Source organism: Agrilactobacillus composti DSM 18527 = JCM 14202, assembly GCF_001436375.1.
GTDB lineage: Bacteria > Bacillota > Bacilli > Lactobacillales > Lactobacillaceae > Agrilactobacillus > Agrilactobacillus composti.
In genome coordinates this window covers 13828-40494 of the sequence record NZ_AZGA01000016.1, presented here as the reverse complement: position 1 = coordinate 40494, position 26667 = coordinate 13828, and the positions used below count along the sequence as shown (strand labels likewise).

24 protein-coding genes are annotated in these 26667 nt (G+C 42.1%); 15 read left to right on the top strand and 9 right to left on the bottom strand.

Annotated elements, in window-relative coordinates:
• Positions 1-22: 22 nt before the first annotated feature.
• From FC83_RS04395 to FC83_RS04375, 5 genes are all read left to right on the top strand, one after another.
• On the top strand, positions 23-1207 hold the full coding sequence (locus tag FC83_RS04395; RefSeq protein WP_035453592.1) for a pyridoxal phosphate-dependent aminotransferase: 1185 nt from the start codon (positions 23-25) through the stop codon (positions 1205-1207).
• A 283-nt stretch (positions 1208-1490) separates the two neighbouring features.
• On the top strand, positions 1491-2258 hold the full coding sequence (hemQ, locus tag FC83_RS04390; RefSeq protein WP_035453594.1) for a hydrogen peroxide-dependent heme synthase: 768 nt from the start codon (positions 1491-1493) through the stop codon (positions 2256-2258).
• Positions 2255-3643 carry an MFS transporter gene (locus tag FC83_RS04385; protein ID WP_035453596.1) on the top strand — a complete coding sequence of 463 codons (1389 nt, stop codon included), beginning with the start codon at positions 2255-2257 and terminating at the stop codon, positions 3641-3643. The genes hemQ and FC83_RS04385 overlap by 4 nt, the downstream gene beginning before the upstream one ends.
• The gene (gene hemH / locus FC83_RS04380) at positions 3633-4553 is read left to right on the top strand and encodes a ferrochelatase (protein ID WP_035453598.1); all 921 of its coding nucleotides are present in this window, start codon (positions 3633-3635) and stop codon (positions 4551-4553) included. Before FC83_RS04385 ends, hemH begins: the two co-directional genes overlap by 11 nt.
• A gap of 255 nt (positions 4554-4808) precedes the next feature.
• Entirely contained in the window at positions 4809-6935 is a 2127-nt protein-coding gene (locus FC83_RS04375; RefSeq protein ID WP_035453600.1) for an ATP-dependent Clp protease ATP-binding subunit, read from the top strand.
• Positions 6936-6994: 59 nt separating this feature from the next.
• Here FC83_RS04375 and FC83_RS04370 read toward each other — a convergent pair whose 3' ends face one another.
• Complete coding sequence (locus tag FC83_RS04370; protein WP_035453602.1) at positions 6995-7654, bottom strand: GntR family transcriptional regulator; 660 nt, start codon at positions 7652-7654, stop codon at positions 6995-6997.
• A 204-nt stretch (positions 7655-7858) separates the two neighbouring features.
• Here FC83_RS04370 and FC83_RS04365 point away from each other — a divergent pair, with 204 nt between their 5' ends.
• The 8 genes from FC83_RS04365 (at position 7859) to FC83_RS04330 (ending at position 17740) form a co-directional block, all read left to right on the top strand.
• Positions 7859-9475 (top strand): mannitol dehydrogenase family protein, encoded by a 1617-nt coding sequence (locus tag FC83_RS04365; protein ID WP_035453604.1) that lies wholly within the window; start codon positions 7859-7861, stop codon positions 9473-9475.
• 28 nt (positions 9476-9503) lie between these two features.
• Entirely contained in the window at positions 9504-10577 is a 1074-nt protein-coding gene (gene uxuA, locus FC83_RS04360) for a mannonate dehydratase (RefSeq protein ID WP_035453605.1), read from the top strand.
• A 40-nt stretch (positions 10578-10617) separates the two neighbouring features.
• Positions 10618-11265, top strand: a complete 648-nt coding sequence (locus tag FC83_RS04355; RefSeq protein WP_035453606.1) for a bifunctional 2-keto-4-hydroxyglutarate aldolase/2-keto-3-deoxy-6-phosphogluconate aldolase — start codon at positions 10618-10620, stop codon at positions 11263-11265.
• Positions 11266-11433: 168 nt separating this feature from the next.
• Complete coding sequence (uxaC, locus tag FC83_RS04350; RefSeq protein ID WP_035453607.1) at positions 11434-12852, top strand: glucuronate isomerase; 1419 nt, start codon at positions 11434-11436, stop codon at positions 12850-12852.
• An 11-nt stretch (positions 12853-12863) separates the two neighbouring features.
• The gene (locus FC83_RS04345) at positions 12864-13745 is read left to right on the top strand and encodes an aldose 1-epimerase family protein (RefSeq protein ID WP_035453608.1); all 882 of its coding nucleotides are present in this window, start codon (positions 12864-12866) and stop codon (positions 13743-13745) included.
• Between the two features lie 75 nt (positions 13746-13820).
• Positions 13821-14729, top strand: coding sequence for a lactate/malate family dehydrogenase (locus FC83_RS04340; protein WP_035453610.1), 909 nt, complete (start codon positions 13821-13823; stop codon positions 14727-14729).
• A 316-nt stretch (positions 14730-15045) separates the two neighbouring features.
• Positions 15046-16425: an amino acid permease gene (locus FC83_RS04335; protein WP_035453612.1), complete on the top strand. Its 1380-nt coding sequence runs from the start codon at positions 15046-15048 to the stop codon at positions 16423-16425.
• A 514-nt stretch (positions 16426-16939) separates the two neighbouring features.
• Complete coding sequence (locus tag FC83_RS04330) at positions 16940-17740, top strand: 2-keto-4-pentenoate hydratase (protein ID WP_035453614.1); 801 nt, start codon at positions 16940-16942, stop codon at positions 17738-17740.
• A 158-nt stretch (positions 17741-17898) separates the two neighbouring features.
• Here FC83_RS04330 and trpA read toward each other — a convergent pair whose 3' ends face one another.
• From trpA to FC83_RS04300, 6 genes are all read right to left on the bottom strand, one after another.
• Positions 17899-18690 carry a tryptophan synthase subunit alpha gene (gene trpA / locus FC83_RS04325; RefSeq protein WP_035453615.1) on the bottom strand — a complete coding sequence of 264 codons (792 nt, stop codon included), beginning with the start codon at positions 18688-18690 and terminating at the stop codon, positions 17899-17901.
• Entirely contained in the window at positions 18683-19888 is a 1206-nt protein-coding gene (gene trpB / locus FC83_RS04320; protein ID WP_057002442.1) for a tryptophan synthase subunit beta, read from the bottom strand. The genes trpA and trpB overlap by 8 nt, the downstream gene beginning before the upstream one ends.
• The gene (locus tag FC83_RS04315; RefSeq protein WP_035453618.1) at positions 19888-20472 is read right to left on the bottom strand and encodes a phosphoribosylanthranilate isomerase; all 585 of its coding nucleotides are present in this window, start codon (positions 20470-20472) and stop codon (positions 19888-19890) included. The genes trpB and FC83_RS04315 overlap by 1 nt, the downstream gene beginning before the upstream one ends.
• Positions 20465-21256 carry an indole-3-glycerol phosphate synthase TrpC gene (gene trpC, locus FC83_RS04310; RefSeq protein ID WP_057002441.1) on the bottom strand — a complete coding sequence of 264 codons (792 nt, stop codon included), beginning with the start codon at positions 21254-21256 and terminating at the stop codon, positions 20465-20467. Before trpC ends, FC83_RS04315 begins: the two co-directional genes overlap by 8 nt.
• Entirely contained in the window at positions 21253-22278 is a 1026-nt protein-coding gene (gene trpD / locus FC83_RS04305; protein ID WP_035453620.1) for an anthranilate phosphoribosyltransferase, read from the bottom strand. Before trpD ends, trpC begins: the two co-directional genes overlap by 4 nt.
• Before the next feature lie 496 nt (positions 22279-22774).
• Positions 22775-23083, bottom strand: a complete 309-nt coding sequence (locus tag FC83_RS04300; RefSeq protein WP_035453622.1) for an AzlD domain-containing protein — start codon at positions 23081-23083, stop codon at positions 22775-22777.
• A gap of 157 nt (positions 23084-23240) precedes the next feature.
• Between FC83_RS04300 and FC83_RS04295 the strand changes: the two genes are divergently transcribed.
• The gene (locus FC83_RS04295) at positions 23241-24563 is read left to right on the top strand and encodes an IS1380 family transposase (protein WP_052004758.1); all 1323 of its coding nucleotides are present in this window, start codon (positions 23241-23243) and stop codon (positions 24561-24563) included.
• 226 nt (positions 24564-24789) lie between these two features.
• Here FC83_RS04295 and FC83_RS04290 read toward each other — a convergent pair whose 3' ends face one another.
• Entirely contained in the window at positions 24790-25491 is a 702-nt protein-coding gene (locus tag FC83_RS04290; RefSeq protein WP_035453624.1) for an AzlC family ABC transporter permease, read from the bottom strand.
• A 199-nt stretch (positions 25492-25690) separates the two neighbouring features.
• Between FC83_RS04290 and FC83_RS04285 the strand changes: the two genes are divergently transcribed.
• Positions 25691-26164, top strand: coding sequence for an S-ribosylhomocysteine lyase (locus FC83_RS04285; RefSeq protein WP_035453626.1), 474 nt, complete (start codon positions 25691-25693; stop codon positions 26162-26164).
• 44 nt (positions 26165-26208) lie between these two features.
• On the opposite strand, the gene FC83_RS04280 is transcribed toward FC83_RS04285, so the two are convergent.
• Entirely contained in the window at positions 26209-26664 is a 456-nt protein-coding gene (locus FC83_RS04280; RefSeq protein WP_035453628.1) for an NUDIX hydrolase, read from the bottom strand.
• Positions 26665-26667 lie beyond the last annotated feature (3 nt).

Sequence of the window (26667 nt, the reverse complement as noted above, 5' to 3'; positions counted from 1 at the left end):
ATGAATTATAGGAGGCAACATATTGAATTTTCCAGAATCAAATATTTTACAGCAGTTACCAAAACAGTTTTTTGCAAATTTAGTGCAAAAAGTCAACGCTAAGATTGCAGAAGGCGTCGATGTGATTAATTTAGGCCAGGGTAATCCCGATCAACCTACCCCAGAATTTGTGGTCCAAAGCCTGCAACAAGCTGCCGCGAATCCAATGAATCACAAATACTCCTTATTCCGGGGCATGCCTGATTTTAAGCAAGCCGCAGCTGACTTTTACAAGCGGGAATATAACGTTGATTTAGATCCTGAAAAAGAAATTGCTGTTTTGGGCGGTTCTAAAACAGGCCTGGTGGAATTGCCATTGGCTTTAATGAACCCTGGGGATACATTGTTATTGCCTGATCCTGGGTATCCGGATTATTTATCTGGGGTAACATTGGCCCAAGTCAAGCTGGCATTATTTCGCCTGAAGGCAGCTAATAACTTTTTGCCCGATTATACGGAGATTGATCCTGAGGTAGCTGCCGCTGCAAAGTTCTTGTACTTAAATTATCCCAATAATCCCACGGGGGCTGTGGCCACCCCGCAATTTTTTGAGGACACCGTGGCCTTTGCCAAAGCGCAAGATATTGGCATCGTCCATGATTTTGCGTATGGGGCCATCGGTTTTGATGGTCAAAAACCTGTCAGCTTCTTACAAACCCCAGGGGCTAAAGAAGTGGGTATCGAAATGTACACCTTGTCTAAGTCCTTTAACATGGCTGGTTGGCGTATTGCTTTTGCGGCCGGGAATGCGGAGATTATTGAAGCCATCAATTTGATCCAGGATCATTTATTTGTCAGCGTGTTCCCGGCGATTCAAGATGCTGGGGTTACCGCACTCCAGAGTGATCAAAGCTCCGTGAAGCAACTGGTGGCCTTATATGAAAAGCGGCGCAATGAGTTTTGGACAGCAGCCAAAGCCATTGGTTGGCAGCCCTATCCGTCAGGCGGTTCCTTTTATGCTTGGATGCCTGTCCCCCAGGGCTATACCAGTGAAACCTTTGCGGACTTACTCTTAAATGAAGCTGGGGTGGCTGTAGCACCCGGGACTGGTTTTGGGGCTGGTGGCGAAGGTTACGTGCGGGTTGGTCTGTTAATTGATGAGCCAAGATTTACCGAGGCTTGCCAACGGATTGATAAATTACATCTTTTTACCAAACAACATAGTTAAATTACATCGTAATCATGGACTGGTAACTGAGAATTTCAGCAATAAAAATTGCTGTTAAATTTTTAGGTTATCAGTCTTTTTAATATAAAATTTTAAATAGAATAACATTCAAAATAGTGAATCCATGGTACCTTTTCATTGAATTGTTTTATTAGAAAGTCTAGAATTTAATCATGAGTTTAATGTACAGCCGCTAAGTATGTGCTCATAAAAATTGCTCTAATTTTAATGTGTTCGTCTACACCGACTAATCTTAACTTTAGAGCACAATGGGGGAAGCAATATGCCAGAAAAACCGGTAGATACATTAGAAGGTTGGTATTGTTTGCATTTATTTTGGGATTTGGATTGGGCCGCATGGCAAACTTGTCCGGAGCCAGATCGTATCAAGTTGGTCCAAGGCTTTAAGGCTTACTTGACTGCTGAAACAAAAGTAGAAGACCAAGGGCAAGGGAGTCATTATTTATTCAATGTGTCAGGGCACAAGGCTGATTTAGGATTAATGATTTTACGGGCAACTTTAGACGAACTCAATGAAGTTGAAACTAAAATTGCCAAATTACCGTTCAATCAGTATTTGACTAAAACGCATTCCTTTGTGTCGATCACTGAAGTTGGTACATATACCGGGAAACCTAAGACGGACCGGGGTTGGGCTTATGTGAATGCCCATTTAAAACCTGCGTTGCCTGAAAAGCCCTATATTTGTTTTTACCCGATGTCCAAATTGCGTATTCCAGGCGCAAATTGGTATACATTAACCTATGAACAACGACAGCAATTCATGCATGATCATGGTGCTGTGGGTCGGAAATATGCTGGCAAGATTTGGCAGTTCATTACCGGAGCCATTGGCTTAGATGATGACGAATGGGGTGTGACCTTATTTGCGGATACACCCTTAATGTTTAAAAAAATCATTACAGAAATGCGCTATTATGAAGCAAGTTCTGTTTATGGCGAATTTCCTTATTTCATTATTGGGACTTATTTAAATGACGATAAATTAGACCATTTACTCTTAGATGAAATGGCAGGCGATGACGAATGACTAAAGCTGTTGAACAACGCCGACCACCAATTTGGCTGTATGGCATTGCCGTATTTATCACGCAGATGGATGGTGGCGCAATTTCTACGATGCTGCATTCTATTAGTCAAACCTATAGTATCAGCTCCATGAGTGCATCTTGGGTGGCTGGCTTATATACTTTGGGCTTAGTCATTGGGACGCCGATTGCTGCTAATTTTGCGGATTTATATGGTACCAAAAAAGTATTTTTAGCCGAACTTATTTTATGGTTTTTAGGGAGCTTGCTAACTTTTGTGTCGCCCAATTATGTTTTCATGTTACTAGGTCGTTTAGTCCAAGCATTAGGGGATGGCGGCATTATCGTGTTATCCATCAATGCCATTTTACAAGTGGCTAAGCAAAATAAACAAGGCCGCAAAGTCTCCACAATTGGGGTTATCTCGGGGTTGTCTGCTATTTTTGGGCCTATTATCGCGGGGCTAGTTTTAGGAATAACTAAAGATTGGCGCAATTTTTATGGTTTCATGATGCCCTTATTGGTTATTTTGTTCCTATTGTCTTGGCGATTCTTAGATAATACTACCCAAGATCGGCACCAAAAAACAGATTTTCTGGGTATTATTACTTTCACGATTGCTTTATCTAGCTTGATGTTAGCCATTACCTTGGCCCAACATTTCAATCAATATTTGCTGATGATCATCCCATTATTAGTGGTGGGTATTATTTGCGGGGAATTATTTATTCGAACTGAAAAGAAATTAACAGCTCAAAAGATGCCTTTCTTACCATTGCATTTATTGAAACAACCCGCCTATCGGTTAACAATTTTACTCGGTGCACTGGGTGGTAGCCTCTTCTCATTGTTTGTTTATATTCCAACTTATGTTCATACGACATTTGGTTTACCAGTTCGTTTGGCTGGCATGGTATTGGTTAGCACCGGCTTAGGGAGTGTCATTGGTTCATATTTGGGAGGTTTGTTGGTAGATAAACGGGGGATGCGAGTTGCCTTGTCTGTTTCCAGCACATTGATCGGGGTGATGAGCTTAGGCATTGCCTTCACACTGGCGAGTTTGCCGATATTCTTGATTTTATCATTTGTATTAGGTATTGGCTTAGGCGGCTTAATGTCAGCACCATTGCAAGTTATTGCTGGCCGGCTAGCTGATCCAGATGACCGTGCCCAAGCTATTGGTGGCTTATCTACGATGAAGAAAATTGGTATTACCATCGCACCATTGGTATTTGCTACTGCCATGCAATTTAGCGCTGAAAACGGCGTATTGGGTCTAGCATCTTATCGGAATATGTTTATTGTCGTTGTGCTCATTGCACTGGGGTGTATTTGGGCAACTATGAAGATTCCTTTTGAGGGGAGAATTCAAGATCGTGTCTACTAAAAGAGCAGTATTATTGATGGCCTTTGGGACACCGGATGAAGCTGAGGATATTTTGCCTTATTATACTCATATTCGGCGGGGACATGCCCCAAGCCCGGCATTAGTGGCTGATTTAACTAAGCGCTACCAAGCTATTGGGGGCTTGTCACCACTAAGACAAATCACTTTAGATCAGGTAAGAAGTGTGGCTGATGTTTTAACCGATGATTATAATGGTCAGGTGGCGGTATTTTTAGGCTTACGCCATACGCATCCCTTTATTGAAGAAGTTATCGAGACAATTCAAGAACAGGGTTTTGATGAAATCTATGGACTACCCTTAGCGGCACAATTCTCAACATTTTCGTCCAATGATTATCATCATACTGCGGAAGTAGCCCTAGAAGCTTATCCGCAAATTACCTATCACCCCGTTAATGGTTTTTGGGATGAAACGGATTTATTGGATTTTTGGGCTAATCAAATCCGTGATTTAAAAGCTTTGACTGACCTGGCGACTACCAAAGTCATCTTTTCTGCCCACTCCCTGCCCATGAAAACGATAGCTGCTGGCGATCCATATTTGGATGAAGTCAAAGCAAATGCCACCCAAATTGCCAAGATGGCCGAGTTGAAGGCCTCACAGTATACGCTGGGCTGGCAGTCTGCCGGGCGGACCAGTGAGCCTTGGATTGGACCTAGTTTTTTAGATGTGGCCCAAGATCTGATTCAGCAGCAACATATTACGACGATTATTTCTGCACCGATTGGGTTCATCAACAATAATCTGGAAATTAATTATGACGTGGATATTCAATTACGTCAGGTTATTGAAAAGTTAGGAGGCGTCTTACAGCGCTTGGAGATGCCCAATAATAGTGAAGCCCTAACGAATGCCATCGTAAGCAAGCTGGAAGCAGCCTTGGCCTAGTTTAAGTAAGCCAAAATATTGGTTCTTCGCGGCAGTAGCCGCTGGGGCCAATATTTTTTGAAAAAATTTTAGCACTCGTATTTACCGAGTGCTAAAATGGTGTTATAGTATATTACGTAATCAAGGAAAAGCAATTCGCCAATGTACCAACTAATTTGAATAATTTTTATATTGGAACATGGCGAATATGCTGGATGTTCCTTTTTTATTGCGGTTTTTACCGCATTTAAATTGTCAATCAGGGAGGTTATTGGTATGGCAAATTTTAATGATTCTTTTTTCGATAATAATATGGATGATATGTTTAACCAAATGATAAGACGGCTGGGCGAAGGTCAAACGGCCCAGTATGTTGTAAATGGACATAAAATGACCCCAGATGAGTTCGCACAATACCGGGCTACTGGTAAGTTTCCAGAAGGTAATGGGAATGAAATCCCGGTTGAAACCACTGGTGAACAAGCAGTTAAAAAAGGCGGTATCCTTGAGAAGTTAGGTCGTAACTTAACGCAAGAAGCCAAAGATGGATTGTTAGATCCCGTCATTGGTCGGGATCATGAAATCCAAGAAACAGCTGAAATCCTTAGTCGGCGGACCAAGAATAATCCTATCTTAGTTGGGGATGCTGGTGTTGGTAAGACAGCTATTGTAGAAGGCTTGGCCCAAGCAATCGTGTCAGGAAATGTGCCAGAAGCTATCAAGGATAAACAAATTTATTCCATTGATCTTTCTGCTTTAGAAGCTGGTACACAATATCGGGGTTCTTTTGAAGAAAATATTCAAAACTTAATCAAGGAAGTCAAAGCTGCTGGCAATGTCATCTTATTCTTTGATGAAATTCAACAAATCTTAGGCACTGGTAGTACTGGTGGCGAAGATGGTGGCAAAGGCTTAGCTGATATTATCAAACCAGCTTTATCTCGGGGCGATTTAACCGTTATTGGCGCAACGACCCAAGATGAATACCGGAACACCATTATGAAAGATGCGGCATTGGCACGGCGTTTTAATGACGTTACAGTCAACGAACCAAGCCCAGCAACAACAGTTGCTATCTTAAAGGGTGTTAAGAGTTTGTATGAAAAACATCATCACGTTGAATTGCCAGATGATGTCTTACAAGCAGCCGTTGATTATTCTGTGCAATATATTCCGCAGAGATCGTTACCCGATAAAGCCATCGATTTAATCGATATGACGGCTGCCCATTTAGCTGCTAAACATCCAGTTGTGGATAAAGTCGATTTGGAAAAGCAAATCAAGGCATTGAACAGTCAAAAAGCTGACGCTGCTAAACAAGAAGATTTCGAAAAGGCTGCTGATCTCAAAAGTCAAATCGAAAAGTTACAACAACAGTTGGACAATGTCCACGAAACCAAAGCGGTTGTTGCTAAACCAAATGATGTGGCCCAAGCCGTTGAACGTTTGACTGGCATTCCAGTTAGCCAAATGGGAACTTCTGATATTCAACGTTTGCAAGGTATGGCTGGCCGGTTAAAGGGCAAAGTCATTGGCCAAGACGAAGCCGTCAATATGGTGGTCCGGGCCATTCGGCGGAACCGGGCTGGTTTTGACGAAGGCAATCGGCCAATTGGTAGTTTCTTATTTGTTGGCCCAACTGGTGTTGGGAAAACTGAATTGGCTAAGCAATTAGCCTTAGACTTATTTGGTAGCAAAGATTCAATTATCCGTTTGGATATGTCTGAGTATTCCGATAAGACAGCCGTTTCTAAGTTGATTGGGACGACTGCGGGTTACGTCGGTTATAACGATAACGGCAATACGTTGACGGAACAAGTTCGGCGTAATCCTTATGCAATTGTCTTGCTAGATGAAATTGAAAAAGCTGATCCAGAAGTCATTACCTTGTTATTGCAAGTCTTAGATGATGGCCGCTTGACCGATGGCCAGGGCAATGTCGTGGGCTTTAAGAACACGGTGATCATTGCCACTTCTAATGCTGGCTTTGGGAATGAAGCATTAACTGGTAAATCTGACAAAGACACTGACTTAATGACGAAATTAGCCCCTTACTTCCGGCCAGAATTCTTGAACCGGTTTAACGGTATCGTTGAATTCAGTCACTTAACTAAAAAGGATTTAGGTCAAATCGTTGATTTGATGTTAACTGATGTGCAAAAGACCTTGGATAAAAAAGATATTCACTTAACGGTCACCGATGCTGCCAAAGACTGGTTGATTGAACAAGGTTATGACGAAGCCATGGGGGCTCGGCCATTACGGCGAGTCATTGAACAAAACATTCGTGATCAAATTACCGACTTCTATTTGGATCATCTAGAAGTTAAGCAATTAAAGGCTGACTTAGTTGATGGCAAGATCGTCATTAGCGAAAACGTCAAAGCTAAACAAAAAGCTTAAATTATAAATAGCAAACAAAAAACGTGTAATCACATTTCGACGTGTGATTACACGTTTTTTTATTCTGTAAAGTATTCCGGAAAAGCTTTTAACATGGAATCTTCTTCATCCAGCATTAAATTCATGTGCAGGCCAGCCAATTGTTCGGCTTGGGAATGCCGTTTACGAGAAATGGCATCTAAAATTTCGGTATGTTGCTTGATCAACAAATCCCAACGCAAGTCGCTGTTATTTAACCGCAACCAGCGGAAGCGATCCAATTGAATAGTGATATTTTGTAACCAGCGCCAAACTTCAGATTTATCATCATATTTGTAAAAATTTTGATGAAATTGATTATCCAGATAAAAGAAATCCTTGGGATTAGCACCACGAACGGCATCACTTTGATCCGTTAAAATCCGGTGTTGCTCTTTTAGATTCTCAGCAGTGATGTTGTTAATACTTTCCCGGACAACAATTTTTTCGATATTCTCGCGAACAAAGCGACCGTCCAAGGCCGCGTGTAAATCTATTTTGGAAACATAAGTCCCACTTTGCGGGACAACAACTAAAAGACCATCCTTTTTTAAACGGACGATAGCTTCGCGGATTGGTGTCCGGCTGACATTTAATTCTTCGGTAAGCGCTTTATCATTGATTCGCTGTCCTGGAATGTATTCTAATTCTAAGATAGCCCGGAACAAGCGATGATAAACTTGATCTTGTAAATTCTCCATATTCAATCCCCCGGTACAAAAGTACTTCATCTTGTAGTCTAATTGTTTGATAGTGAATATTCAAGCAAGAGTTATTCGATAAAGTTAGGTATTTTTTTTAATTCGAAAACATCACGAAAATAATTGACAACGGTTTCAGCAGGTGATACATTGAACTTGTAAATCTAATATCCTAGTATATCAGTTTTAGGAGGAGACAATTTTATGGTCAGCATTAAAGATGATTATGTCAGCAATGCCAAAGCTTTTGCGGCTGCCGACATTACGGTACCACAATATTCTCAAGCAGCAATGACAAAGACAACTGCAGCAGATCCAATTTGGGTTCATTTTGGCGGGGGGAATTTATTTAGATGTTTCCATGCTAAAATCGCCCAAGACTTACTAGATAAAGGTGAATTAACCAGTGGTGTCGTTGTAGCTGAAACTTATGATGAACAGGTTATCGATGATATGTACCATCCTTATCAAAACCGGATGTTACAAGTTGTTATGAAAGAAGACAATACATACGATCAAACTTTGATTGCCAGTGTTGCCGATAGTATTTATTACAACAAGGCCAATCAAAGTGGCTGGGATAAATTAAAAGCAATTTTTGAAAATCCATCCCTCCAATTTGTCACCATGTCCATCACTGAAAAGGGTTATGCCTTAAGAGATTTAGATGGAAATTTAACCGCTCAGGCTAAGACGGATATCGAAAGTGATCCTGAACAAGCTGCTACTAACATGGGAGCCATTGCCCGCTTGTTATTAGCCCGTTATAACGCTGGGGCTTTCCCAATTGCCATGGTAAGTACCGATAATTTCTCTGAAAACGGCAAGCGTTTTGAAACAGAAATTTTGACCATTGCCAAGGGTTGGACGAAACATAATTTGGTACCTGAAAGCTTTGTGGATTATTTGCAAGATACACAAAAAGTAACCTTCCCATGGTCCATGATTGACCGGATCACCCCTAATCCTTCGGAAACCGTTGCGAAGATTTTAGCTGACAAAGGATTAGCTGATACCACAATTTTGCATACCCGCAAACATACTAACATTGCACCCTTCGGGAATACTGAAGCGACCCATTATTTGGTCATTGAAGATGCTTTTCCAAACGGTCGGCCAAGATTAGAAGATGCCGGTGTAATTTTGACGGATCGAGAAACTGTCAACGATGCCGATCAAATGAAAGTCACTGCTTGTTTGAACCCATTACACACCGCGTTAGCTATTTTTGGCAATTTACTGGGTTACACCTCAATTGCTGAAGAAATGACCAATAAAGATTTAGTCAAATTGATTCGCGGTTTAGGCTTTGATGAAGATTTACCAGTTGTTAAGGATCCTAAGATCATCAATCCAACTGACTTCATCAATGAATTAGTCAACAAACGTCTGCCTAACAAAAATATTCCTGACACACCCCAACGGATCGCCAGTGATACCTCACAAAAAATTCCAATTCGTTATGGGGTCACCATTCAGCATTACTTAGATGATCCTACCAAAGATGTTAAAAACTTGAAGTACATCCCATTTATTTTAGCCGGCTGGTGCCGTTACCTCTTGGCTGTGGATGATTCAGGCAATGCCTTCACCCCAAGTCGGGACCCGCAATTAGATCAATTACAAAAATTGTTGGCTGATATTCAACTGGGTAATCAAGACGACGCCCAAATTCATCAAGCGTTACAACCAATCTTAAGCAATAAAAATATCTTCGCCAATGATTTATATGCCATTGGTTTAGCACCAAAAGTTGAAGCTGACTTCAAGACATTAAACGCTGGCCCTGGTGCTATCAAACAAGCTTTAGCCGCACTTTAAAGATTTATAAACGAAGGGAAAGATTTTCATGCAAATGGGTTTTAGATGGTTTGGGTCTGACGATGATCCAATCAAATTGGAGCAGATTAAACAAATTCCAGGAGTCAAACAAGTCGTTGCAGCTTTGTTTGATGTCCCAGTGGGCGATGTTTGGCCTAAGGAAAAAATTGCTGCTTTGAAAAAACAAATCAACGATGCAGGTTTGGAAATGGATGTCATTGAATCCGTGAATATCCACGATGATATTAAAATCGGTAAACCCAGTCGGGATCAATATATTGAAAACTACAAACAAAGTATTCGCAATCTTTCTGAATATGGTGTTAAGGTCATCTGCTACAACTTCATGCCAATTTTTGACTGGTTACGGACAGACCTGCATTACAAGCTAGCTGACAATTCGAATGTTTTAGCTTTTGAAGCAGATAAGCTCACTGATGATCCTCAAGAAATGATTCAAAACATTAAGAATAATTCTAAAGGCTATATTTTACCTGGTTGGGAACCAGATCGCTTGGCTGAAATTCAACGCTTGTTTGACGCCTATAAAGATGTAGACGCTGCCAAGTTGACTGAGAATTTGAAGTATTTCTTAGATGCGATCATTCCGGTCTGTGAAGAATGCGATGTCCGGATGGCTATGCATCCAGATGATCCACCACGCCCATTATTTGGCTTACCAAGAATTTATAAAAATCGCGATGACATGGTTAAAATCGAAGAACTCCATGAATCAAAATATAACGGCTTTACCATTTGTACCGGTAGTTTAGGTGAAAATCCTAAGAATGATGTCCCAGCAATCATTCGGGAATTTGTTAAAAAAGATCGGGCGCCATTCATCCATGCCCGTAATATTAAGTTTATGCACGGCAACGGTGATTTCCACGAAGCGCCACATCTATCCAGTGAAGGTTCCTTAGACATGTATGAAATCATGAAAGCGATGCATGATTCTGGCTTTGATGGCTATGTTCGCCCAGACCATGGTCGCAATATCTGGGGTGAAGATGGTCGTCCGGGTTATGGTTTATATGACCGTGCTTTAGGGGCAACTTACTTAAACGGTTTATGGGAAGCTATTCAAAAGTCTAACAACTAATAAAAACGAACTTTAAATTCAAAGGAGCGTCTTTATCGATATGAAAAGAGTAGAAACCTTAGAAAAAATTAAAGCAGCCGGTGTCGTTGCAGTTGTTCGTGCCGAAACTGCTGAAAAAGCAGTCAAGGTCAGCCAAGCCTGCGTAGACGGCGGTGTGAAGGGGATTGAATTAACCTTTACCGTTCCCCATGCCGATTTAGCCATTGGTGATTTAACGGATCAATATGCTGGTACAGATGTCATGATTGGCGCTGGCACAGTCCTAGATGCGGCAGCTGCCCGGCTGGCCATTGATGCTGGTGCGCAGTTCGTTGTTAGCCCAGCATTTGATAAAGATGTAGCCTTGATGTGTAATTTATATCAAGTGCCTTATCTGCCTGGTTGTTACAGTATTACGGAAATTACCACAGCCTTAAAATATGGTTCTGATATTATTAAGCTTTTCCCAGGCTCCTTAGCTGGTCCTGGCGCCGTGAAAGCTATCAAAGCCCCATTACCACAGGTCAGTATCATGCCAACCGGTGGTGTCAATCTGGATAACATGAAAGATTGGTTTGCTGCTGGTGTCGTGGTCGTTGGTGCTGGGAGCGGCATGGTTAAACCTGCCGATCATGATGATTTTGCCGGGGTAACCGCCAATGCTAAAGCGTATATGGCAGAATTTGCTAAGATTAAACAACAACAATAATAATTTAATGGCAAGGCAAGACATTCGTTTTGCCTTGTTCTTCGCATTGGATTGTTCAGTGCATCACGACATTTTGCAGATATTATTCTGATGACTTTTTGAAACTATAATTCTCTAACATCAAACAGCCGGCTTAACAACAATAGATAAAAAAAGAGGTTATATTTTATGACACTATTAAGCAAAGATTTCTTACTGACGAATGAAATGGGTAAAAAATTATTTCATGATCATGCGGCTAACATGCCCATCATCGATTACCATTGTCACCTGGTGCCCAAAGAAATTTATGAGAATAAAAATTACCCTAATTTAACGCGGATTTGGATCAATGACGGTAATTTTGGCGATCATTACAAATGGCGCTTAATGCGGGCCAATGGTGTACCTGAAGAATTGATCACCGGTGATGGCGACGAGTATGAAAAATTAGTGGCTTGGGCCAAGACGATTGAAAAAGCTATCGGCAATCCCTTGTACGAATGGACCCACCTGGAGTTGCAACGCTTCTTCCATATTGACGAACCCTTCACCAGCAAGAATGTCAAAAGTGTCTGGGACAAAGCCAACCAGTTATTAGCCACAGATGCTTTCAAACCGAGAAATCTGATTAAAAATATGAACGTCAAAGTAGTTTGTACCACCGATGATCCAGCCTCTGACTTGAAATATCACAAGTTATTAAAAGCCGAGGAAGCTGAAAATGGTTTCAAAGTATTGCCAGCTATGCGGCCTGATAAAGCATTTGCCATTGAAGCAGATACATATGGGGCCTATTTAAAAGAACTGGGCGCTATTTCAAAGGTTGATATCAAGGATTATGATTCCTTAGTTAAAGCTTTTGATACCCGCTTTGCTTACTTTGAAAGTTTAGGTGGTCGCCTGTCTGATCATGGCCTGAATACTTTCCATTTTGTCAAGGTTTCAAAATCCGAATTAGATACGATCATTGCCAAGGGTGCTGAGAACGCACCATTGACCCAACACGACATCGATGCTTATGCTACTGGGCTGATTGAGGCTTTGATGCGGTTGAACAAGAAATATAACTGGACCATGCAGTATCACATGAATGCCATTCGCAGTGCCAATAAACCGATGTTTAAAAAGATTGGTGCGGATACTGGTTTTGATTCCATGGGGACGCAACCAGATATTGCCCAAGAAATCATGAAATTGTTGACGGACATGCAAAATGAAGATAATATTCCTAAGACAATCTTGTATTCTTTGAATCCAAACGACTGGATGCAACTAGCGACTGGTATGGGTGACTTTTACGAGGGCGACGCGCAAAAACTGCAGTTAGGTTGTGCTTGGTGGTTTAACGATACCCGCGAAGGTATGCGGGAACAACTACGGATCATGGCTCAACAAAGCTTACTAGCTAATTTTGTGGGGATGTTAACGGATTCCCGGAGTTTCTTATCTTATCCACGCCATGAATACTTCCGGCGGGTATTATGCGATTATATTGGTGAATTAGTCCAGCGAGGACAATTACCAGATGATGAAGCGTATCTAGGCCAAATCGTCGAAGACATTTCATATAACAATGCCCATGATTACTTCGGTTTCTTTAAATAAGGGAGTCAAACATGCAAATCATTGAAAATACTCAATTTAAAGCAGAAATTGACGAAAAAGGGGCGCAATTGACCCACTTATATCGCCAAGATACCGGTTATGACTATATTTGGAATAATGGGATCTGGCCCAAACATGCACCCGTGCTATTCCCAGCCATTGGTCGCTCCAATGACGATAGTTATTTGTATCATGACAAACAATATGACATGCCCCAACACGGCTTTGTGTCCGATTATGACTTTGAAGTGACAGATAAACAACCTGATCAAGTGACCTTGCAATTCAAAGCTACGCCTGAAACCAAACAGATTTATCCCTTTGATTTTGTCTTGGCCGTGACCTTTAGTTTGCAGGCAACTGGCTTACATTTAAACTTTGTGGTGACTAATGAAGGCGCGCAAGCTATGTCCTTTGCCTTGGGCTCACATCCGGCCTTTAACGTGCCGATTGCTAACGACGGCAGTTTTTCAGATTATCAATTAGCAGTTGAACCCAAAGTGACTAAATTGACCCAATTTGATATCGTGAAAAAACCCTATCCGTTCCGATCTGGGACCACTTCGGCCGTGCCAAATTATCAAGACGGTGTGATCCACTTAGACTATGATATGTTCGCCAAAGGCTTGATCATTTTGGAAAATCCTGGGCTAACTGCTTTAACCCTATCTTCTCCAAAGAGTCCCCACAGTATTCAAGTCTCCTTAGAAGATTTTCGTTATGTCTGTCTGTGGACCAAGGAGGGTGCCGATGCGCCATTCTTATGTATTGAACCCTTTGAAGGTTTACCAGATGTTTACGGCGACCCAGTGGCTATTATGACCAAAGATGGCAACAATGTGCTTGCTGCTAATAAAACCAAGCAATTTGATTATGATATCACGCTAGCCTAAGTTTCAAAAAATCTAATCCCCTTTGCCAAAAAATGGTAAGCTAGGATTAGATTTTTTAGTCTAGGAGGTAAAGTAATGCGTTCAGTTGGTATTATTGGTTTAGGACACGTGGGGATGACCACTGCTTTTAATTTGTTGGCCCAAAAAGTCTGTGATAAGTTGATTTTGATTGAAAATAATCAAGTTCGCGCCGATGCAGAATATTTAGATCTAGTGGACGGTCAAAGCGCAGTGACCCCAACCTGTCAGATTATTATGAATGATTATGCAGCATTAAAAACAGCAGATGTGGTGATTTTTGCCGCTGGGCAGGGGGATTCAACCGATGATGGCGATCGTAATAGTGAGATGAAAACCACTAAAAAAGCCGTAGATGAAGTCGCACCACTGCTGATTGCCTCAGGTTTTAAGGGTGTTTTGGTTAATATCAGCAATCCCTGTGATGTGATCACGGCTTATTGGCAGGAAATATTACAGCTGCCGTCAAACCAAGTTATTGGCACGGGAACCATGTTAGACACGAACCGAATGCGGCGGGGTGTGGCCCAAGCATTAGGTCTCAACACCGCTGATGTACAAGGATTTAATATGGGGGAACACGGCGAGTCCCAGTTTACGGCTTGGTCCACAGTGACTTTATTGAATCAAAATCAGGCTACACTAGAGACGCTGGACAAAGTTGACCTTGAAACCAAAGCCCGCGCTGGTGGCTGGACGATTTATGAAGGCAAGCACTACACCAATTATGGGATTGCCATGGTCGCCCTTGTATTAATTCGGGCTATCTTGAGTGATAGTGGAGCAACTTTCTCCCTGTCTTATTTTGACCCTGAGATGAGGACTTATATTGGTCATCCGGCTAAAATTGGCCATCGGGGGATTATGGCACCGGTGAAGGTGGCTTTGACTTCAACTGAGCAAGCCAAATACCAGGCTTCAGCAGATTATATTCAAACTAATTTTGAAAAATTAAAATTGCTTTAAATCCTAATGTGACGCGCTTGAATTCAATAATTCTCTCATTTTATTTTAACTTTACTATTGACACTGACATATCAGTTGGTATACTAGATTTCAATGAAAGACAGAGAAGTTGAACGAAGCTGAGAGTCAACTACGTTAGATGGCAGAAACAACAAGAGGTCGCGACCTATATCAGCGCATAAAGACAGAACTCTAGGTTAGAGTTCTGTAAAACAAGGGTGGAACCGCGTTATCAAGCGCCCCTAGTACAGCAATGTACTAGGGGCGCTTTTTTTAGTTACTTCGTTTTTTTAGAGACATATCACAGGAGGAAACCATGGAAGAACAACAGCACAAACGTCAGCTATCAAGGTCACTACAAAGCCGCCATATTCAAATGATTGCTATTGGTGGCGCCATTGGGACGGGTTTATTTTTAGGATCTGGGACCGCTATCCATACGTCCGGGCCGTCAATTATTTTATCGTATCTTATTGTGGGTATCTTTTGTTTCTTCATGATGCGGGCCATTGGTGAATTGTTATTATCTGATACCAACAAACATTCATTTCTAGATTTTGTCAAAATCTATTTAGGTGACCGTTGGGAATTTGTGACCGGGTGGACCTATTGGTTTTGTTGGATCAGTTTAGCCATGGCTGATTTGACAGCAACTGGTATTTATATTAAGTATTGGTTTCCAGACATCCCCCAGTGGGTGGCACCGTTAGTTATTTTAATTTTATTATTTGCTAGTAACATGGTAAATGTCCGGCTCTTTGGAGAAATGGAATCTTGGTTTTCAATGATTAAAGTCGTTGCCATTATTGCCTTAGTCGTGGTGGGTTTTGCCTTAGCTATTTTTCACGTGAAGACCAGCGGTTCTACGGCTAGTTTTGCCCATCTGTGGAATCACGGTGGTTTCTTTCCAAAGGGTGGTTATGGTTTTTTAATGTCCTTTCAAATGGTGGTTTTCGCCTTTGTAGGGATTGAAATGGTGGGCTTAACAGCTGGTGAGACTGACAATCCGGAGGCTAATTTACCGAAAGCTATCAATAGTTTGCCCATTAGAATTGGCCTATTTTATGTGGGGTCCATGATTGCCGTGATGAGTGTCTATCCTTGGGATAAAATCACCACGACGGCTAGTCCTTTTGTACAAGTCTTTGCTGGAATCGGCATTGCCGGGGCAGCGGGTATTTTGAACTTTGTGGTCTTAACGGCGGCCATGTCCGCGACCAATAGCTGTCTGTTCAGTACTTCTAGAACGTTACATGCGTTATCTAACGGCGGCAATGCCTCTAAGCGGTTTTCAGAATTAGGTAAAAATGGCGTTCCTAATATTTCACTAAATTTTTCAACCTTAGTTTTGTTGATCATTGTCATCTTGAACTATTTCATGCCGGCTGGCGTCTTTACTTTAGTTTCCGGGGTTTCTACCATTAATTTTGTGGTGGTTTGGCTGATTTTACTCTGGGCTCATGTGAAGTACCGTCAACAAAATCCCAAAGGTGTAGCCGCCTTTAAAATGCCCCTATATCCTGTTAGTGATTATCTAAGCTTGTTATTTTTTGCCGGGATTTTAGTGTTCTTATTTATTGATTCCGAAACCAGATTGGCCATGACCATTTCAGTTATTGCGATGGCCGTGATGTTTTTAGCCTATCATTTCATTTATCGCAAGAAGCCAGCTGTTGAAGAGAATCCTGAAGAATAATTTTTCAATTAAGGGTTGCATTCTAAAAATAAATGAGTATACTCATAAATATAAATTAGATTTAGATGAAAAACAGATAACCTAAAATTAGAAAACACTGAACTGCCAGATTGGTACAGAAAGCTTCGGATTGTTGAGACGAAGACCAAGGGTAATGATGGTGATCCTTCTATAGGTTGTAGGCTGAATGAAGTAGGCTCTACCGGCAATACGGCCGTTACCCCGTCAGCGCATCGCGAAAGCCGTGCGTTTTGAGGTCAAGCAAGTGATTGTTTGACAAAATAAGGTGGTAACACGACAGTGATCGTCCTTAAGATTCCAGCAATGGGTCTTAGGGACGTTTTTTTATCTAAATTTAAAATTGAAGTGAGGTGGTTGACTTGAAAGTAGGTATTATGGCTACCAATGACGATGGTCAGATTCAGATTACGAAGTCAAATACAACAATGCTAATAGTTGAACCACCACGGAGGCTATCCGCAGGGTTCTAACACAAATTAAGGAGCGGATATTTATGAGTACAACCAATGTCGTTACATTAAGCGCAGTAGAAGCCAAATTAGCCAACACGTTATTTGAAGCTTGGCAGACCCAAAAACCTTTAGATTTAAATGAATACAAAGATGTTTTAAAAGATGATGATTCAGCTTACCGCGTGCAACGCCGATTAACTGAATTGAAACAAGAACCTGTTGGGGGCTATAAAGTCAGCTTAACCAGTACCCAGACCCAAAAAATGTTTGATGCTACCGAGCCCTTGTATGGGGCCCAAGTACAAAGTCACTTCTTAACATCACCAGCTAAAGTGCCATTAACTAAGGTTATGGAACCCTTAGCCGAAGTAGAATTAGTCTTTAAAGCCAAAGTCGATTTATCCCCAGAAGATTCTCTCACTGATTTATGGCATAAAACCACAGTTGCCCCAGGGGTAGAAGTACCCGATGCCCGTTTTAAAGATTGGTTCCCGGCTTTACCTAAATTATTAGTAATGGCCGATGCGGCTGTTGGCGGCTATGTGGTCTATGGCCAAGAAGTTGATGCAACGAACTTCACCGTGGATCAATTAGCCCAAGTCACTACTGAATTATTTCATGACGGTAAAAAGTTGAAAGATGGGCAGGCCAGCGAAGTATTAGGCAATCCGTTAAACTCTTTGAAATGGTTAGTTGAGAAATTACACAGCCAAGGCTTGCGTCTAACAGCGGGCCAACGGGTCTCAACGGGGACCTTCTTATTACCTGAGAAATTAACCGCTGGTAAGTGGGAAGCTAAGTTTAGCCATAACTTAGGCAATGTTAATTTAGATGTAGAATAACCGTTAGTAAACCAATGATCATAACGACCTTTATCCAAAACCTGAACATGTAATTGCAGTCTAATAGCCTCCTGTCTTTGTATTCAGCCATTACAATGACATATTAAAACCCCACCGAAAGCAATCATCGGTGGGGTTTTAATGTGATCTAAGACAGATTAGACCGCTTGTTGGGCTTGGTTATCCAAAGCTGTCCGGATTTCTTTGGCATACTGGCCTAAGTATTTTGGCGCATCTTGGCCGTGCTTGGCGACTAAATCTACAATGGCACTACCAATGATGGCGCCATCAGCAATTTCAGCCATTTCATAGGCTTGTTCCGGCGTATGGATCCCGAAGCCAATCGCTGTGGGGACAGCTGTGTATTTGCGAATATCGGCAATCAGTTCATTTAAGTTTTGGGAGAAACTATCCCGAGTCCCGGTGATTCCCAGTGAAGAGACCACGTAGATGAAGCCGGTGGCAGCTTTGGCGATTTTTTCAATTCGATGGCCACTGGTAGGGGTCACTAACGGCACTAAGTCGATGCCGTATTTATCGGCAAAAGGTGCTAATTCGTCCCGTTCTTCATAGGGCATGTCGGGGATCACTAATCCAGAAATTCCTAGGGTTTGGCACTTTTTACAAAAAGCATCATAGCCATATTTAAAGACGATATTTAAATAGGTTAAAAAGATTAGGGGCACATCAGATTGCTTGCGAATTTCAGCCACGATATCAAAAATTTTGTCAGGGGTAACGCCGGCAGCAAAAGCCCGTAAGTCCGCATCTTGAATCACAGGGCCATCAGCCACGGGATCAGAGAAAGGAATCCCTAATTCTACAATGTCAGCGCCGTTGTTCGCTAAGGCTAAAACGTTTTGAACCGTGGTGTCAAAATCGGGGTCGTTGGCGACAACGAAGGGAATAAAAGCTTTATGGTTGTTAAAAACGGTTTTTAAATTACTCATCAATAGAAACTCCTTTATATTTAGCAATGCTGGCCACGTCTTTATCCCCCCGGCCGGATAGGGTACAGATAATAATTTGATCTTTAGACATTGTTGGGGCGATTTTTTCCACATAGGCAATGGCGTGGCAACTTTCCACAGCGGCAATGATGCCTTCAGTTTTAGCAATGTATTCAAAGGCTTGAACGGATTCATCATCAGTGATCCCCACATATTGCGCCCGCCCGGCATCGGCTAAGGCAGCATGTTCGGGGCCAACCCCGGGGTAATCTAAACCAGCAGAGATAGAGTAAACTTTATCGATTTGGCCGTTTTTGTCTTGCAGGAACATGGATTTCATGCCATGGAAGACGCCAATGCTGCCCCGTTCAATGGTTGCGGCGGTTTCGTTGGTGTCGACACCTTTACCAGCGGCTTCCACACCGACTAATTGGACACTAGGATCATCAATGAAGTCGGCAAAAGTCCCGATGGCATTGCTACCACCACCCACACAGGCCACCACCATATCTGGTAGTGTGTGTTCTTGGGCTTGTAGTTGCACTTTAGCTTCTTTGCTGATAACACTTTGGAAGTCATGGACCATTTCTGGGAACGGATAAGGTCCCACAGCAGAACCTAAGATATAAAAGGTGTCATCCACCCGACTAGCCCATTCTTGCATGGTGGCGTTCACGGCATCTTTTAAGACCATCGAGCCGCTGGTGACGGCATGGACTTTAGCACCTAAGAGTTCCATGCGGTAAACGTTTAATTTTTGGCGTTCGGTATCTTCTTTACCCATGAAGACTTCACACTCCAAGCCCATTAAAGCGGCAATGGTGGCAGTGGCCACACCATGTTGGCCGGCACCAGTTTCAGCGATAAGCCGTTTTTTACCTAAATGCTTAGCCACTAGTGCTTGGCCGATCACGTTATTAATTTTATGGGCCCCGGTGTGATTTAAATCTTCCCGTTTCAAGTAAATTTTGGCACCGCCTAAATCTTTAGTCATGTTTTCAGCATAGTATAAAAGCGAAGGGCGATTGGCGTAATTCACCAGTAAATCTTTCAATTCTTTTTGAAATGCCGGATCATCTTTTAATTTATGATATTCAGCTGCAATGATTTCTAATTCATTCATTAAAGTTTCAGGGATATATTGTCCGCCAAATTTACCATAGCGACCTAATTTTTCTTTTTCTACCATATTTTTCATTAAATTCGTACTCCTTTAGCATTTTCAACAAATGCGCTAATTTTTTGGGGATCTTTATGACCAGCAGATTCAACGCCGCTGGAAACATCGACAATGTCTGGTTGGGTGATAACGATGGCTTCCGCCACATTTGTGGCTGTTAGACCACCGGCTAAAATAACGGGTTTTTCTAATTGGGGCAGTGGTTTCCAAGCTAAGGTTTGGCCACTACCTTGACCACTATCTACCATTAAGTAATCGGCAGGGGATGTGGCATCAATGGCTTTATTTTGGAAGACTTGAATGACCCTTAGACCGACAGCTTGTAAACGTTGCACTAATACCGGGTCAGTAGCCCCATGTAATTGGGCGATGTCAATGGCACCGGCATCATATAGGGCTTTGATGGTAGCAAAATCTTCATGGACAAAGACACCGACTGTTTGAATGTTAGGATTTAATTGAGCTTTTAGGCTTAAAGCCTGGGCTAACTGGATTTGATGGCGGCTGGGTGCAAAGACGAAGCCAGCCAAGTCAGCGGCCGTTTCATTCACTGCTAAGACGTCTAAGTTGGTCATCAGACCGCAAATTTTTACTTTAACCATAAGCAACCTCTTTAAATTGTTGGACCATCTTTGCTTTGTCTTCAGCACGCATTAGGGCTTCACCAATCAGGATCCCGTCAAAGCCCGCTTGTTTTAAGGGAATCAAGTCCGCCGGTTTTTTTAAACCACTTTCGGCGATGACGGCTACATCTGCTGGAATCAAGTTTTTTAATTGTAGGCTATTGGCCACATTCACTGTGAAATTTTTTAAGTTACGATTATTGATGCCGATGATCTTGGCACCGGCAGCTAGGGCGCGCTTAACTTCGGCTTCATTATGAACTTCAACAATGGCATTGAGTTGCAAATCATGGGCCAATTGAAGATAGTCCTTAAGCTGTTGGTCGTCTAAAATGGCGACGATCAATAAAATAATGGCGGCGCCGTTAGCCTTAGCTTGATAGATCATATAAGGATCAATAGTGAAATCCTTGCGTAGTAAGGGCCGCTTGGTGATTTTACTGACCTTATCCAAGTAAGTTAACGAACCCTTGAAGTAAGCTGGTTCTGTTAAAATTGAGATGGCATCCACACCAGCTTCATCATAGGCCTTGGCAATGGCTATATAAGGGAAATCAGTAACGATTTGGCCCTTAGAAGGGGAAGCTTGCTTTAATTCACCAATAATGTGCAGACCCGGTTGTTTGAGTTGGGCTGCAAAGTCGATTGCCGGCAAGGTTTTAAGGGCGACCTTCGCACACTGCTGCACCGCTTTTAAACTGTTCGTCTGTTTTTCAATTTTTAAGCGCCGCTTGGTTGCAGCGACTAAGTCATCTAAAATCATGCCACAACATCCTCCGCATTTTGTGAGAAGTTAACGAGTTTCGTTAATTGGGCCTGGGCTTTACCAGTTGCAATGGTTTGCCGGGCTAAGTCGATACCTTGGGCAATTGTTAATTCAGGTTTAGCCAAGTGTAAAGCCGCACCGGCATTTAATAAAACGGCGTCTAAGCGAGGGCTTTGCACGTTCTTAAGAACTTCCCGGGTGATGGCCGCATTTTCGGCCGGGGTGCCACCCACTAGGTCTTCATGCTTAGCCCGTTTAAAGCCCAGTTCTTCAGGTGTTAGCGTATAATGGGTAATCTTACCCTGGTTTAGTTCCACCACTTGGTTGGCTGCGGTGGTGGTTAACTCATCTAAACCATCTTCACTGTGGACGATCATGGCTCTCGCCACACCTAGTTTGTTTAACACTTCAGCCATGGGTTCTAGTAAGTTAGCATTATAGACGCCAAATAGTTGCATTTGGGGATGCGCTGGATTAGCTAGCGGCCCCAAGATGTTGAAAATGGTTCTAAAGCCCAAAGCCTTACGGACCGGGGCCACGAAACGCATGGATTTATGATATTCTTGGGCGAATAAGAAGCAGAAATTATTGTCGGCTAAACTTTGATAGCCAACTTCTGGGCTCTGGTTGATGTTAATACCCAGGGCTTCTAAGACATCAGCGGCACCACTCTTAGAGCTGGCCGCCCGGTTACCGTGTTTGGCAACTTTGACCCCAGCAGCCGAAACGACGATGGCGCTGGTGGATGAGATATTAAAGGAATTGGAATGATCACCGCCAGTACCAACGATTTCTAACACGTCATCAACTTTTGGAAAAGCTAAGGCTTGGTGACGCATGGCACTGGCCGCCCCGGCGATTTCATCTGGGGTGGGATTTTTAATGGTCAAGCCAGTCAGTAAGCTGGCGATTTGGATATCGGGAACTTGACCGGTCATAATTTCATTTAAAACTGCTTGGCTCTCAGAGAAAGTTAAATTTTGTTGGTTGATCATTTTTTCAATTGCTTCTTTAATCATGGCGATTACCTCCTGGTAATGAGCATTGTTGAGATGTATTTACCGTTTTAAGTCAAAGTGGTTATTCAATCGCCATCGTTTGTTAATTGTCGTCATTTGGGACACCTCCAAAATTTGTATAAAAAAATCCGCCCATAACAAGTTGAATTGTTAAGGACGGATAGAATTTCCGCGGTGCCACCTTAATTTGATTAGTCTATGCTAAATAGATATATTTAAAAGCTAGACTAATCACCCTCGACAAGGGGCTAACACCCCTCCGGTAACTGACGTATACCTAACGTTTCTCCATACTTGCCTAAGCTTTCAGAAGAACCCTCAGTGGTCCATTTAACTATCTGCGTTCGGCTGCATTCTCAGCGACTAGCAACTCTCTTCACGGGCACGATAATCTTGATCTCCACTTCAACGGTTTATGGACGAATTAATTTATGAAACTTATATTAGAGTATCCAAAGAAACTTGTCAACACTTTTTAATCAAAAAGTTTGAAAAACTAAGCCCAACCTAAGAATCGAATGGCTGCCATGGCAATGACGCCAACGACAACAACGGCCAAAAGACTTTTAGAAATAACTGCTGTAATAATAGCCGGAATAGAAGCTAAAAAATTAGGAAAGTTTAAGCCAGGAAAATGGCCAGTTTTTTGGACCAGTAGGCTTTCCACAAAAATAGCACTTAAAATAGCCACAGGTACAAAACTTAAAAAGTGGGTGAGCCAACCGGGTAACTTGAAATTTTTGACCAGCGCAAAGGGGATGACTCGAATCAGCCAAGTGACTAGGCCACATAAAATAATGGTAATCCTGAATTATGCATATCTTTTCCTAAACCTTAACGAGAATGTTGCTACACCATCGTTTTATCTTTGATTGAGGGTTTCACCAAAATGGTGTACCAAAAAAGCACCTTCCGTGTTATTGTTATAGCGACCAAACAATAACGAACACAGGAGATGCCTCATGACTAACTTACACGAAACCCAACTGCGATTCAACCCTAAAATCAAAATTAAGACTGATGATGTTCAACTTTCAAATAACGCAGGCCTGTTGTTTTACGCCGAATTTAAGCACGCAGCTGGTCTTGACCAAATTATTGATCAAGCGGCGGCACAATTAAGCGAAAAACGTATTGGCCCTCATTATTCTAAAACTAGCTTACTCAATCAAATGCTGGAACTGAATATTGCCGGTTACGGCAATGATGTCGCGGCCGACGCGCTACAACACGACCCAGTCATGAAACAGGTCCATGGGACGACTGATTTAGCACCCCAAACGACTATTTCTCGTTTTTTAAGTGCGCTAACTTGTGATGATGTTCTGCACTTGAACCGTTTGATTTTAACCTTGGCGCTCGATTATATCAGGACTAACCATATTGACACGGTCATGCTTGATGTTGATTCGACGCATTGTGATACCTTTGGTCATCAAGAAGCTGCTAGTTTCAATGCGCATTATGGGGTTACTGGTTTCCATCCGCTAGTGGCCTATATCGCGCAGCTGAATTTGCTTTTAGGAATCAAGCAACGTCCAGGCAATCAGTACACCAGCACTGGTGTCAAAGAATTCTTAGCCCCGATCTTTGCGGCTTTTTGCGAATTGCCGTTTGATGTTCAGTTGATTTTACGCGGTGATAGTGGTTTTGCGACGCCTGAGCTTTATACGCTCTGCGAATTTTATGATGTAAAATATGTGATCCGCCTGAAGCGAAACGCCGCTTTAGACCAACTAGCTGATGAATTCACACCAGTAGTGCCCAAGCATTTTGATCAGAATTCGGTCATCTATGGTGAATTCAACTACGCGGCCAAGAGCTGGTCGATTGATCGGCGCGTCCTAGTAAAATCGACGCATCAAGTAGGCGAACTATTCTTTGAACGGCAATATGTGGTCACTAATATGACTGAAGCCGGGGTCAAATTATTGTACTTAGCCTATCAAAAGCGTGGGGCCATGGAAAACCTGATCAAAGAAAGTAAAGCCGGCTTTTTTATGGATAAGACGAATAGCCACACCTTTACTACCAATGCCGCGCGGGCAACTATCAGCGGCATTGCCTATAACTTGATTGCCTTGATGAAGTTAATGGCCTTACCAAAAGAGCAGCGCAACACGACCATTAGTACACTACGCTTTCAAATCTTTCACGTTGCTGGAAAACTAGCCCGTCACGCCGGAAAAATAATCATTCATCTGGCGCAAAGCAACGTCTTTAGCCAGCAGATCGAAGCCTTATTAGCTAACATTCACACGTTAAGCCCCTTAGTGACCAACTAAGAAAATAGCGCAGTTACTTTTAAAATTATTGTGTTTGACCAAGGGATTAGTGGCTACTTTTTTGACGCGATCAAGTATGAAAACTAATCAAACTAACTAAATTAAGTCAAACTTGGCTAGTCATGACTAGCCCAAGTCGTGAATATAGAGAAATTACGTAAAACTGATAATTTGGCCAATCAATTTGATGCATATGCATAATTCAGGGTAATATAAACTTTTGCCGTCATTTACGATTCACCGCCATTCCAAAAAGACAACCTAAAATAGTGGCCAAAAGAATCGCTGAATTGCCAGCCATAAATCGCATCAAAATAATCATGAGAATGGCCACACACAAAAATACTTGAAGGTGTTTCAGTAACGGCCGCGAGCGATCTGTAATGATTTGCAGATACAATAAGCCAATAAACATGGCCACCACGGCGAAATCTAAACCAAGCGACTCGGGGTTAGGAATCAGCCCGCCAATCAAACTGCCAGCCACAGTGGCTAAAGCCCAAACTAAATAAGCAACGATATTTGCAGAATTTAACCAAGGACCATTTAATTTATGATCGGTGAAATTTAATTTGTTCATGGACAATGCAAAAGTTTCATCAGTTAATAAAGAGCCCACGCCAATATTTTCACCAAAAGATTTATCCTTGAAATAAGGCGCCACGGTCATGCTCATCAGGCTCATCCGAGCATTGATCAAAATAGTTGAGACAACAATCGCCCCAATGGGACTACCGGCGGCTAGCATACCGGTAATAATAAATTGCGCCGAGCCAGCATAAACGATTAACGACATCAATAAGACCATCAAAACCGAAAGATGATACGTCTTTGCCACGATTCCAAAAGCGATGCCGACGCCAATATAACCGAATACAGTTGGTAAAACATCTTTGAAACCACTACGATAGGTGAGTTGGTCATCCATCTGTATTGCCCCCTTAAAAATATGCCAATTGTGAGTTGCAATCTGACATAGTTATGATAAATTAATGAGTGAAACATAATAATTTCTATCATAACAGTAAATGTTAGGGTTTTGTAGCAAAAATTGCAGCGAATTGACAAAAAATAGCATTCATTCTAAGCTGTTTGGATAGTTATTAAATTTGAAAGGAAGTTTTTTAATGGCTAAAGTTGAAAGTTTCACCTTGGATCATACCAAGGTTAAAGCACCTTATGTGCGTTTAATTACTGAAGAAACCGGTCCAAAGGGTGATTTGATTTCTAACTATGACTTACGTTTGGTCCAACCAAACGAAAATGCCATTCCAACCGCAGGGTTACATACCATTGAACATTTATTAGCCAGTTTATTGCGAGATCGGATGGATGGGGTCATTGACTGTTCCCCATTTGGTTGCCGTACTGGCTTTCATTTGATTATGTGGGGACAACATAGTACCACTGAAGTGGCTAAGGCGTTAAAGAGTTCCTTAGAAGCCATTGCCAATGATATTAAGTGGGAAGATGTGCCAGGTACCACTATTTATTCTTGTGGTAATTACCGGGACCATTCATTGTTTAGCGCGAAAGAATGGTCTAAGAAGATTGTAAGTGAAGGGATTAGTTCAGATCCTTTTGAACGCCATCCTGTATAAAATGAAAAATCGCAAACCACAATTCACCGTGGTTTGCGATTTTTTTAGGATTGAACGAATTTTTGAGTAGCCGCAATCATGTCTTTGGTTTGCGTATTTAATAAGGGAGGTAAGTTATTGAAATCAAAGTATTTCAGACTGAGGGTCTCATCAGTGGGGTCGACAATCATTTTACCGCCAATGGGCGCCACCAAAAATAATCGTGAAATTACCTGACACTGATCACCGTTGGGATAGGTGGTAAAGCCTTGATCAAATAACCCAATGGGGGCGATTATTTTGACTTGGAAACCACTATCTTCAGCTACTTCCCGCAGCACATTTTGTTCATAGGTTTCGCCATATTCCATATAACCCCCAGGTAAGCTCCAATTATGGGTATCTGTCCGTTCTTGAAGGAGGATTTGTTTATTATCTTTAACAATCGCCCCAGCCGCTGCGTTTAAAATAATGGGCATATGGGCAACCTTTGCACGAATTGCTTGAATATAGTCAGCCAAGAA

Coding starts and splice junctions, on each gene's coding strand:
- hemQ (WP_035453594.1), top strand. CDS start 1,491: ATGCCAGAAAAACCGGTAGATACATTAGAAGGTTGGTATTGTTTGCAT.
- FC83_RS04385 (WP_035453596.1), top strand. CDS start 2,255: ATGACTAAAGCTGTTGAACAACGCCGACCACCAATTTGGCTGTATGGC.
- FC83_RS04375 (WP_035453600.1), top strand. CDS start 4,809: ATGGCAAATTTTAATGATTCTTTTTTCGATAATAATATGGATGATATG.
- FC83_RS04370 (WP_035453602.1), bottom strand. CDS start 7,654: ATGGAGAATTTACAAGATCAAGTTTATCATCGCTTGTTCCGGGCTATC.
- FC83_RS04365 (WP_035453604.1), top strand. CDS start 7,859: ATGGTCAGCATTAAAGATGATTATGTCAGCAATGCCAAAGCTTTTGCG.
- uxuA (WP_035453605.1), top strand. CDS start 9,504: ATGCAAATGGGTTTTAGATGGTTTGGGTCTGACGATGATCCAATCAAA.
- FC83_RS04355 (WP_035453606.1), top strand. CDS start 10,618: ATGAAAAGAGTAGAAACCTTAGAAAAAATTAAAGCAGCCGGTGTCGTT.
- uxaC (WP_035453607.1), top strand. CDS start 11,434: ATGACACTATTAAGCAAAGATTTCTTACTGACGAATGAAATGGGTAAA.
- FC83_RS04345 (WP_035453608.1), top strand. CDS start 12,864: ATGCAAATCATTGAAAATACTCAATTTAAAGCAGAAATTGACGAAAAA.
- FC83_RS04340 (WP_035453610.1), top strand. CDS start 13,821: ATGCGTTCAGTTGGTATTATTGGTTTAGGACACGTGGGGATGACCACT.
- FC83_RS04335 (WP_035453612.1), top strand. CDS start 15,046: ATGGAAGAACAACAGCACAAACGTCAGCTATCAAGGTCACTACAAAGC.
- FC83_RS04330 (WP_035453614.1), top strand. CDS start 16,940: ATGAGTACAACCAATGTCGTTACATTAAGCGCAGTAGAAGCCAAATTA.
- trpA (WP_035453615.1), bottom strand. CDS start 18,690: ATGAGTAATTTAAAAACCGTTTTTAACAACCATAAAGCTTTTATTCCC.
- trpB (WP_057002442.1), bottom strand. CDS start 19,888: ATGAAAAATATGGTAGAAAAAGAAAAATTAGGTCGCTATGGTAAATTT.
- FC83_RS04315 (WP_035453618.1), bottom strand. CDS start 20,472: ATGGTTAAAGTAAAAATTTGCGGTCTGATGACCAACTTAGACGTCTTA.
- trpC (WP_057002441.1), bottom strand. CDS start 21,256: ATGATTTTAGATGACTTAGTCGCTGCAACCAAGCGGCGCTTAAAAATT.
- trpD (WP_035453620.1), bottom strand. CDS start 22,278: ATGATTAAAGAAGCAATTGAAAAAATGATCAACCAACAAAATTTAACT.
- FC83_RS04295 (WP_052004758.1), top strand. CDS start 23,241: ATGACTAACTTACACGAAACCCAACTGCGATTCAACCCTAAAATCAAA.
- FC83_RS04290 (WP_035453624.1), bottom strand. CDS start 25,491: ATGGATGACCAACTCACCTATCGTAGTGGTTTCAAAGATGTTTTACCA.
- FC83_RS04285 (WP_035453626.1), top strand. CDS start 25,691: ATGGCTAAAGTTGAAAGTTTCACCTTGGATCATACCAAGGTTAAAGCA.